The sequence below is a fragment of the Microbacterium sp. genome (assembly GCF_035277845.1).
GTDB lineage: Bacteria > Actinomycetota > Actinomycetes > Actinomycetales > Microbacteriaceae > Microbacterium.
In genome coordinates this window covers 1-7,455 of the sequence record NZ_DATEJS010000325.1, presented here as the reverse complement: position 1 = coordinate 7,455, position 7,455 = coordinate 1, and the positions used below count along the sequence as shown (strand labels likewise).

Here is a 7,455-nt window from a genome sequence, read left to right as displayed (position 1 = left end):
TCATCCCTGCGTGGCACCGTCATCGTCCTGCAGGACGCGGGCTTCACGGACGACGAGGTCATCGACTGGCTCTTCGCCGTCGAGGACTCGATCGGCCGCCCGCCGCTGGACGCCCTTCTCGAGGGGCGCAAGAGCGAGGTGCGCCGGGTCGCCCGCGCCCTGGCCTGATCGACCGAGTCAGCGCGTGCGCACGGTCGCCGCACGCGCGAGGCCGCGCAGCTCCTCGAGAGCGGCGGCGCCCACCGCACCATCCTGCAGGGCGCTCTCCGCCTCGGCGGCGTAGTCCGCGATGAGCTGCTCGACCCGGTCGAGCGCGCCCGTGCGTCGGATGAGCTGCTGCATCGCCTGGATCGCGCGGTCGTCCAGCTGCCGGTCGCCCAGCCGCGCGTCGAACAGCGCCCGCTCGTCGGGGTCCGCCGCCTCGCGCGCATACGCGACCAGGACGGTGCGCTTGCCCTCGCGCAGGTCGTCGCCGCTCGGCTTGCCGGTCACCGACTCGTCGCCGAACACCCCGAGCACGTCGTCGCGCAGCTGGAACGCCATCCCCACCGCGTGGCCGAACCAGGCCAGGGTGGCGTGCTGCGCGGGGGATGCCGCGGCCAGCGCCGCGCCGATCACCAGGGGCTGCTGCACGCTGTACCGTGCCGACTTCAGCGACGCGACCCGGAGTGCGCGTTCGGCGTGCTCGTCGTCGGGGGCGATCGTGAAGCTCGATTCCTCGGCGATGTCGAGGAACTGGCCGATGGTCACCTCGCGGCGCATGCGCGCATACTCCGTGCGGGCGGCGACGGCCTGGGCGGGAGGCACCTGCAGCAGCGACTCCTCGTACAGGTCGTCGCTCCAGGCGACGAGCAGGTCGCCGAGCAGCACCGCGCCGGAGCGCCCGAACGCGTCGGCGTCGCCGTGCCAGCGGGCGGAGTGGTGCGCGGCCTCGAGGGACCGATGCGCGGCGGGCCGGCCCCGGCGCGTGTCGGAGTTGTCGATGAGGTCGTCGTGCACGAGGGCGGCGGCGTGGAAGACCTCGAGCGCCCCGGCGGCGGCGATGACGGCGTCGGGCGGGGATGCCGCGTCCACGCCGCGCGGCTCCTCCACCGCCCTCCACCCGGCGATGCAGAACCGGGCACGAAGCCGCTTCCCGCCGGCCAGCGCCTCCGCTCCGGCGTGCAGCAGAAGGGCCGCTTCGTCGCCCATTCCGGACGTGCCGGCGCGCTGGGCATCGAGGAACTGGTCAAGACGCTGGGAAACCGCTTCGATCGGATCCGGGGTGGGCGCCACGGGCCTAGCCTAGTCAATAGAAGGGCGCGTAGAATCGTCGCCAACAGAACAGCCGAGGGGGTTGCATGCCACTCTCCGAACAGGAACAGCGTCTGCTCGATGAGATGGAGCGTCAGCTCCTGCACAGCGATGCAGATGTCGTCGGTGCGCCCGGATCAGGGCGCGGGCTCAGCTATCGCCGCATCGTCTACGGCACTGTGCTCGTCCTCCTCGGGCTCGGCGGTCTCGTCGCAGGTGTCGCCCTGCCGATGATCGTCGTCGGTGTGATCGGGTTCGTCGTCATGCTCGGCGGTGTGGTCCTCGCCGTCACGCCGAACAGGCGCGGCGGGTCCGGTTCCGCCGATGAGGGATCGTCGGACGGCCCGTCTGCGAAGCCGTCTCCCAAGTTCATGGACCGCATGAACGACCGCTGGGATCGCCGGCACGACGGGCACCAGTAGCCCCCGGCCCCCCGAACACCACCCACACCGATCCGCTCCGGCGGGTCGGTGTTTTTTCGTGCCCGGGGGCATCGGTGGGGGACCGGGGCGCGTCTTCCTCGCAAAGTGGAGGAGAGTGGAGTAAAGTGGCGCACACCTGCTGGGGTGGCAGGGTCAAGCGGTGAACCGGACGGGGGTGAGCGGCGTTGTTGCTCGGCACGCATACCCCCAAACTCGACGACAAGGGCCGCGTCATCCTGCCGGCGAAATTCCGTGACGACCTCGGCGGCGGCATCGTCGTCACCCGCGGCCAGGAGCGCTGCCTCTACGTGTTCAGCACGGAGGAGTTCGAGCGGGTCCACGACCGCATCCGCGAAGCTCCGCTGACCAACAAGCAGGCGCGCGACTTCCTGCGCATGTTCCTGTCCGGAGCCAGTGCCGAGACCCCCGACGGCCAGAACCGGATCACCATCCCCCCGCACCTGCGCACCTACGCCGGCCTCGAGCGCGAGCTCGTCGTCACCGGTGTCGGCACCCACGCCGAGATCTGGAACGCGGATGCCTGGAACGCGTACGCCGAGGCCAACGAGTCGGGCTACGCCGAGCTGGAGCAGGAGGTGATCCCGGGCCTGTTCTGATCGCGGACTGTGACTCCCAGCCGAGACGCCCTGACGCACTTCCCCGGCGCCAGGTCCTCGCGGATGGGGATCAGGGTCCACGATCCCGCCCCTGAGACCATGAACCTCCGAGACATCCACACCCCCGTCATGCTCGAGCGCTGCGTCGAGCTGCTCGCCCCTGCCCTGCAGCGCGACGGCGCCGTGATGGTCGACGGCACGCTCGGGATGGGCGGGCACGCCGAGGCGTTCCTCGAGCGCTTCCCCGGCATCCGCTACATCGGCCTCGACCGCGACCAGGACGCCCTGCGCATCGCGGGGGAGCGACTGGCTCCCTTCGGCGACCGGTTCATCCCGGTGCACACGGTGTACGACGGCATCGCCGACGCCATCCGCGGCGCCGGGTTCACCGACGTCGACGGCATCCTGTTCGACCTCGGCGTCTCCTCGCTTCAGCTCGACATGGCCGACCGCGGTTTCGCCTATGCGCAGGACGCCCCCCTCGACATGCGCATGGACCAGAGCACCGGCATCACCGCCGCCGAGGTGCTCGCCACCTACAGCGAGGGCCGCCTGCGCGGCATCTTCGAGCGCTACGGCGAGGAGAAGCTCGCGGCCCGCTACGCGCGCGCCATCCTCGCCGCCCGCGCCGAGGCGCCCATCGAGCGCTCCGGCCGGCTCGTCGAGATCCTCTCCGCCGCGACGCCGGCCGCCGTGGCGCGTGCCGGGCACCCCGCCAAGCGCGTCTTCCAGGCGCTGCGCATCGAGGTGAACGGCGAGCTCGCCGCGCTCGAGAAGGCGTTGCCGGCTGCGCTCGACGCGCTCGCCGTGGGCGGTCGCATCGTGGTGATGTCGTACCAGTCCCTGGAGGACCGCTTCGTCAAGCGGGCGTTCGCGGATGCCACCCGCTCGACGGCGCCGGCAGGGCTCCCGGTCGAGCTTCCCGAACACGCACCCCGGTTCCGCCTGCTCGTGAAGGGCGCGGAGCTGGCCGATGACGCAGAGCGGGCGCGCAACCCCCGTTCGATCCCCGTGCGGCTGCGCGCCGCAGAACGAGTGAGGCAGGCCCGATGAGCACCGCCACGACAGCCGCCCGCGTCCACCCCGCCTCCGGTCGCGTCCATGCCGTCCCCGGCGGCGACCGGCATCCCGACCGTCGCCTGCACGCCGTCGCCGCGCCGCAGCCGCGCCGCCGTCCCAAGCTCGTCTACGGCATCGTGGCGGTCGCGGGCGCCGTGGCGATCCTCGTCGCGCAGATGGTGCTGTCGATCATGACGACGCAGAGCTCGTACGAGGTGTCCAAGCTCACGTCGCAGCAGCGGCAGCTCACCTGGCAGAAGCAGATCCTGTACGACGAGGTGGCGGGCCTCAGCTCGCCGCAGAACCTCGCCGCCAATGCGACGGCGCTCGGCATGGTCATCGACCAGTCGCCGAGCTACCTGCGTCTCAGCGACGCGAAGATCCTCGGCAAGAGCCAGCGGGCGGCATCCAAGTCGACCGTGGACGCGCTCGGCCGCGGCCAGGTCGCCAATGCCCTCATCGCGAAGGATCCGCTCGTGACCGACCCGAAGGAGACGATCTCGGGCGCCTCGACCAGCTCCACATCCGCTGTGGATGCCGCGACACCCCCGCCGCTGACCGAGGGGCTGCCCGTCCCGCAGACACACTGAGACCATGACGAGCCGCAGCACCCGTTCACCGCGCCGCCGCACGGTCGTGGCACTCGCCATCGTCCTGGCGATCATGGTGACGTTCGTCATCCGCCTCGTCGACATCCAGGTGGTCAACGCCCAGACCAACATCGACGACTCGCTGCGCTACGGGCTGGGCGTGACGCAGACCCTGACCGGCACGCGCGGCACGATCGTGGACGCGACCGGCACCACGCTCGCCAGCAGCACCCTGAAGTACGACTGCCAGATGACCCCCGTGAACGTGAGCGACACCAAGCAGGGGGACGGCAACGGGCACACCGTCACGATCCCGTGGTCGCAGATGTCCGACCGGATCGCTGCGATCATCGGCAGCACCGGCGACAAGGTCCGCGCCCTCATCACGAACGCGCTCGCCCAGAACAAATACTCCCAGTACGCGCTGCTGCAGAACGGACTGAGCACCGAGCAGTACCGCAAGCTCATGGAGCTCGGCACCGACTTCATCTCGTGCAGCCCGCAGCCGTCGCGCTCGTACCCGAACGGCGCGGTCGCCGGGAACCTGCTCGGCTTCATGGGCAGCGACGGCAAGGCGCTGGCCGGGCTCGAGCTGAGCGCGAACCAGTGCCTCACACCGACCAACGGCAAGCTGTCGTTCGAGGTGGGCAAGGACGGGGTGATCATCCCCGGAACCGAGTCCGAGAAGCCCGCGGTCGACGGCGGCACCCTCAAGCTGACGATCGACACCGATCTGCAGTGGTACATGGACCAGCTCATCGCCCAGGGCGTGCAGAAGATGGGTGCCAAGTACGGCACCATCACCGTCACCGAGGTCAAGACCGGCAAGGTGCGCGCGATGGCCGAGTACCCCACCGTCGATCCGAACAACATCAACGGGTCGAGCCCGGATGCCTGGTACAGCAAGATCTTCACCGACCAGTTCGAGCCCGGATCGACGTTCAAGGGCCTGCTGGCATCCATGCTCATCGACAAGGCCGGGCAGACGCCGACGTCGACCGCGATCGTCTCCGACCCCGAGCACTTCCCGAACGGCGCGACGGTCGTCGACTCGTTCCACCACCCGACCTACGACTACACGCTCGCGGGCGTGCTCATCGACTCGTCGAACGCGGGCGCATCGGTGTTCAGCCAGCGCATGAGCCTCGCGGAGCGCTACGACTTCCTGAAGAAGTTCGGCATCGGCTCCGGCAGCGACATCGACTTCCCGGGCCAGACGCAGGGCATCGTGCACCCGTGGCAGAACTGGGACAGCCAGATGCGCTACGACACCTCGTACGGCCAGGGCCTCACCACCACCGTGCCCGAACTCGTCGAGGCGTACGACGCGATCGCGAACGACGGCGTGCGGATGCCGCTGTCGCTCGTCGAGTCGTGCACGACCGCGTCCGGCAAGGTGATCAAGCCCAGCCAGCCGAAGCCCACGCGGGTGATCAGCGCGAAGACCTCCGCCCAGGTGCGCGAGATCCTCGAGAACGTCGCCATGCAGGCCGTGTACAAGGACCTCGTCAAGATCCCCGGCTACCGCATCGCGACCAAGACCGGCACCGGCCAGATCTCCAACGGCGGCAAGGGCTACATCCAGGGCCGCTACTACACGACCATGATCGGCTTCGCGCCGGCGAACGACCCCCAGTACATCGTGGCTGTGACGCTCGATCAGCCCACTGCGATAACCTCGTCGACGGCCAACGCCTCCACCTTCAAGGCCGCGATGGAGCAGGTGCTGAAGACCTACCGGGTCATGCCGTCGACCTCCAAGCCCACGATCCTCCCCAAGTTCGGCTGAACCGGGCCGCCGCGCCCGCGCCGACGACCCCCACACGATTGCCCCATGATCGACCTCACTCTCGCCCAGATCGCCGACGCCACCCGAGGACGGCTGATCCTCCACGGGGACGACACCGCCGAGACCCTCGTCTCCGGCGCCGTCGACACCGACTCGCGCACCATGACGGCCGGCGGCGTCTTCGTCGCCAAGCCCGGCGAGCAGACCGACGGTCACCGGTTCGTGGCAGGTGCGGTCCGCTCCGGCGCCGTGCTCGCGATCGTCGAGCACCCGGTCGAGGCACCCGTGACCCAGGTCGTCGTCGCCGACGCGGTGCAGGCGCTCGCGGACCTCGCCCGCGACGTCGTCGCCCGCGTGCGCGCTGCCGGACGACTGCAGATCGTCGGCATCACCGGGTCCAACGGCAAGACCACGACCAAGAACCTGCTGGCGCGCATCCTGCAGGACGAGGGCGAGACCGTCGCCCCGATCGCCTCCTACAACAACGAGGTCGGCGCGCCGCTGACGATGCTGCGGGTCACCCACGACACGCGGTACCTGGTCAGCGAGTTCGGAGCCAGCGCGCCCGGTGCGATCGCGAACCTCGCCGGCCTCGTGCATCCCGACCTCGCGATCGTGCTCATGGTCGGGATGGCCCACGCCGGCGGATTCGGCGGCATCGAGGCGACCCAGCGGGCCAAGGCGGAACTCATCCAGGCCATGCGCCCGGGCGGCACGGCCGTGCTCAACGTCGACGACGCGCGGGTCGCGGCGATGGCGGATGTCGCGGCGGAGCAGGATGCCGCGGTGCGCTGGTTCGGCACGGGACCTGCGGCCGACGTGCGCGCGACCGACATCGAGGTGCACGCCGCGGGAACCTCCTGCACCGTGACGGTCGGCGACGAGTCGCGGCGCCTGGAGCTGCGCGTGCTCGGCGCGCATCACGTCATGAACGCGCTGGCGGCGATCGCCGCGGCGACCGCGCTCGGAGTGCCTTTCGGCGACTGCGTCGCGCGCCTCGAGACCGTGGAGCTGGCCGAGCGCTGGCGCATGCAGCCCCTCGGCTCCGACCGGGTGCGCATCATCAACGACGCCTACAACGCCAGCCCGGACTCCATGGGCGCAGCTCTGCGCACCCTCGCGCAGATCACCGCGCCGGGCGAGCGCACCGTCGCGGTGCTCGGCGCCATGAGCGAGCTCGGCGAATACGCGGGGGAGGAGCACGACCGCATCGGGGAACTCGCCGTGCGTCTGCGCATCCAGCGCATCGTCGTGGTCGGGGATGCCGCGCGGCGCCTCTACCTCGCCGCCGTGGCGGAGGGCTCGTGGGACAGCGAAGCCGTCTTCTTCCCGACCGCCGACGACGCCTACGAGTATCTGCTCGGCGAGCTGCGCGAGGGCGACCGGGTGCTCGTGAAGTCGTCCAACTCCGCGGGCCTGCGTTTCCTCGGGGATCGTCTGGGAGAATCGTTCTCGTGAGATCCCTCCTGACCGCGGCCGCGATCTCGCTGGCATTCACCCTGTTCCTGACACCCGTCTTCCTGCGGCTGTTCCGGTACCTGGGGTGGGCGCAGGTCATCCGCACACCGGAACTCGGCAACCCGCAGCACCATCAGAAGCGCGGCACCGTGACCATGGGCGGCACCATCTTCATCCTGGGCTCGATCGTCGGATACGTGGTGGGATGCTACGTCGGCAACAATCCG

General features: G+C 70.1%; 8 protein-coding genes and 1 pseudogene. 8 read left to right on the top strand and 1 reads right to left on the bottom strand.

Annotated features, from left to right (window positions below):
- The coding region (locus VJR25_RS14335) for an Rv2175c family DNA-binding protein (protein WP_324116182.1) at positions 1-168 on the top strand (168 nt) is incomplete at its 5' end.
- A gap of 9 nt (positions 169-177) precedes the next feature.
- Here the strand turns inward: VJR25_RS14335 and VJR25_RS14330 are convergent.
- Positions 178-1,275 (bottom strand): polyprenyl synthetase family protein, encoded by a 1,098-nt coding sequence (locus VJR25_RS14330; protein ID WP_324116180.1) that lies wholly within the window; start codon positions 1,273-1,275, stop codon positions 178-180.
- A gap of 65 nt (positions 1,276-1,340) precedes the next feature.
- On the opposite strand from VJR25_RS14330, the gene VJR25_RS14325 reads away from it, so the two are divergent.
- From VJR25_RS14325 to VJR25_RS14295, 7 genes and pseudogenes are all read left to right on the top strand, one after another.
- Entirely contained in the window at positions 1,341-1,715 is a 375-nt protein-coding gene (locus tag VJR25_RS14325) for a DUF3040 domain-containing protein (protein WP_324116178.1), read from the top strand.
- 185 nt (positions 1,716-1,900) lie between these two features.
- Positions 1,901-2,332, top strand: a complete 432-nt coding sequence (gene mraZ / locus VJR25_RS14320; protein ID WP_324116176.1) for a division/cell wall cluster transcriptional repressor MraZ — start codon at positions 1,901-1,903, stop codon at positions 2,330-2,332.
- 99 nt (positions 2,333-2,431) lie between these two features.
- Positions 2,432-3,385, top strand: a complete 954-nt coding sequence (gene rsmH, locus VJR25_RS14315; protein WP_324116173.1) for a 16S rRNA (cytosine(1402)-N(4))-methyltransferase RsmH — start codon at positions 2,432-2,434, stop codon at positions 3,383-3,385.
- The gene (locus tag VJR25_RS14310) at positions 3,382-3,981 is read left to right on the top strand and encodes a hypothetical protein (RefSeq protein WP_324116171.1); all 600 of its coding nucleotides are present in this window, start codon (positions 3,382-3,384) and stop codon (positions 3,979-3,981) included. Before rsmH ends, VJR25_RS14310 begins: the two co-directional genes overlap by 4 nt.
- Positions 3,982-3,985: 4 nt before the next feature.
- On the top strand, positions 3,986-5,770 hold the full coding sequence (locus VJR25_RS14305) for a penicillin-binding protein 2 (protein WP_324116169.1): 1,785 nt from the start codon (positions 3,986-3,988) through the stop codon (positions 5,768-5,770).
- Between the two features lie 45 nt (positions 5,771-5,815).
- Positions 5,816-7,228, top strand: coding sequence for a UDP-N-acetylmuramoyl-tripeptide--D-alanyl-D-alanine ligase (locus VJR25_RS14300; RefSeq protein WP_324116167.1), 1,413 nt, complete (start codon positions 5,816-5,818; stop codon positions 7,226-7,228).
- Positions 7,225-7,455: pseudogene (locus tag VJR25_RS14295) on the top strand (phospho-N-acetylmuramoyl-pentapeptide-transferase); the annotation flags it as partial. The gene VJR25_RS14300 and the pseudogene VJR25_RS14295, both read left to right, overlap by 4 nt.